1 protein-coding gene is annotated in these 1,432 nt (G+C 50.1%); it reads left to right on the plus strand.

Annotated elements, in window-relative coordinates:
- Window positions 1-1,432, plus strand: a 1,432-nt coding sequence (locus HVE01_RS19725; protein ID WP_146945491.1) for a hypothetical protein, incomplete at both ends; no start/stop codon positions are given.

Here is a 1,432-nt window from a genome sequence, read left to right on the forward strand (position 1 = left end):
AACCAACGAAGGCAATGTCACCTACGATGGCGATATCACCGAAGGCAACCACATCACCAACAAGCAGTACGTGGATAACTCAGTGACCGAGTTGGGCGATACGCCACTGACGTTTGGTGCCAACGAAGGTGAAGACACTGAGCGCCGTTTGGGCGATCGTCTCGACATCGTGGGCGAAGCCGATGATGAAGGTCACAGCAACATCATCACCAAGGTGACTAATGAAGAAACACTGGAGTTGGCGCTGAATGCCGACTTGAACGTCGACAACAGCATCACCGTGGGCGAGACTTTTATTGATGGTGACAGCGTTACCACCAATAACATGACGGTGAACGAGAGCCTGACGGTTGAGGGTGACACCTATCTGAACGAGAACCTATACGTCGACGGCAGCACCACTATCAACGAAAACTTGACGGTAGAAGGCACCACCCAACTGGGCGATAACTTCTTCGTTAACAACGAAGGTAACATCACCTACGACGGCGACGTCACCGAGAACAACCACATCACCAACAAGCAGTATGTGGATAACACGGTCAGCGAAGTGGCGGATACACCGTTAACGTTTGGTGCTGATGAAGGTGAAGACACTGAACGCCGCTTGGGCGACCGTATTGATATTGTGGGTGAAGCCGATGATGAAGGTCACAGCAACATCATTACCAAAGTGACTGATGAAGAAACACTGGAATTGGCTCTGAATGCTGACTTGAACGTCGACAACAGCATCACCGTGGGCGAGACCTTTATTGATGGTGACAGCGTTACCACCAATAACATGACGGTGAATGAGAGCCTGACGGTGGAAGGTATCACTCAACTGGGCGATAACTTCTTAGTTAACAACGAGGGTAACGTCACCTACGACGGAGACATCACTGAAAACAACCACATCACCAACAAGAGCTACGTTGATAACAGCGTGACTAAGTTGGGGGATACGCCGCTGACGTTTGGTGCTGATGAAGGTGATGACACTGAACGCCGATTGGGCGACCGTCTCGATATCGTAGGCGAAGCCGGTGACGAGGGGCACAGCAACATCATCACCAAGCTGAGCGATGATGAGACGTTGGAATTGGCGCTAAACGATGATCTGCAAGTAGGTAATAGCATCACCGTCAGTGAAAGTGGTCCTGTCATTAGTGTCGAGGGTATCGATATGAGTGATACTAAGATCACTAACTTGGCAGAAGGCGATGTATCTGCGGATAGTAAAGATGCAGTTAATGGTTCTCAGCTTTATCAGCTAGAAAGCATCGTGACGAACGTGACTGGCGATATTAGTAATGAATATATTACTGAAAATGGCTTAGGTATTCGCTACGTGCGCACCAACGACACTGGACTTGAAGTAAGCGATGCCTTTGCCCAAGGAGAAGGTTCCACCGCCGTGGGCTACGAGGCTGTGGCCTCTGCAGATCGC

Source organism: Vreelandella venusta (genome assembly GCF_007989605.1).
Classification (GTDB): Bacteria; Pseudomonadota; Gammaproteobacteria; order Pseudomonadales; family Halomonadaceae; genus Vreelandella; species Vreelandella venusta.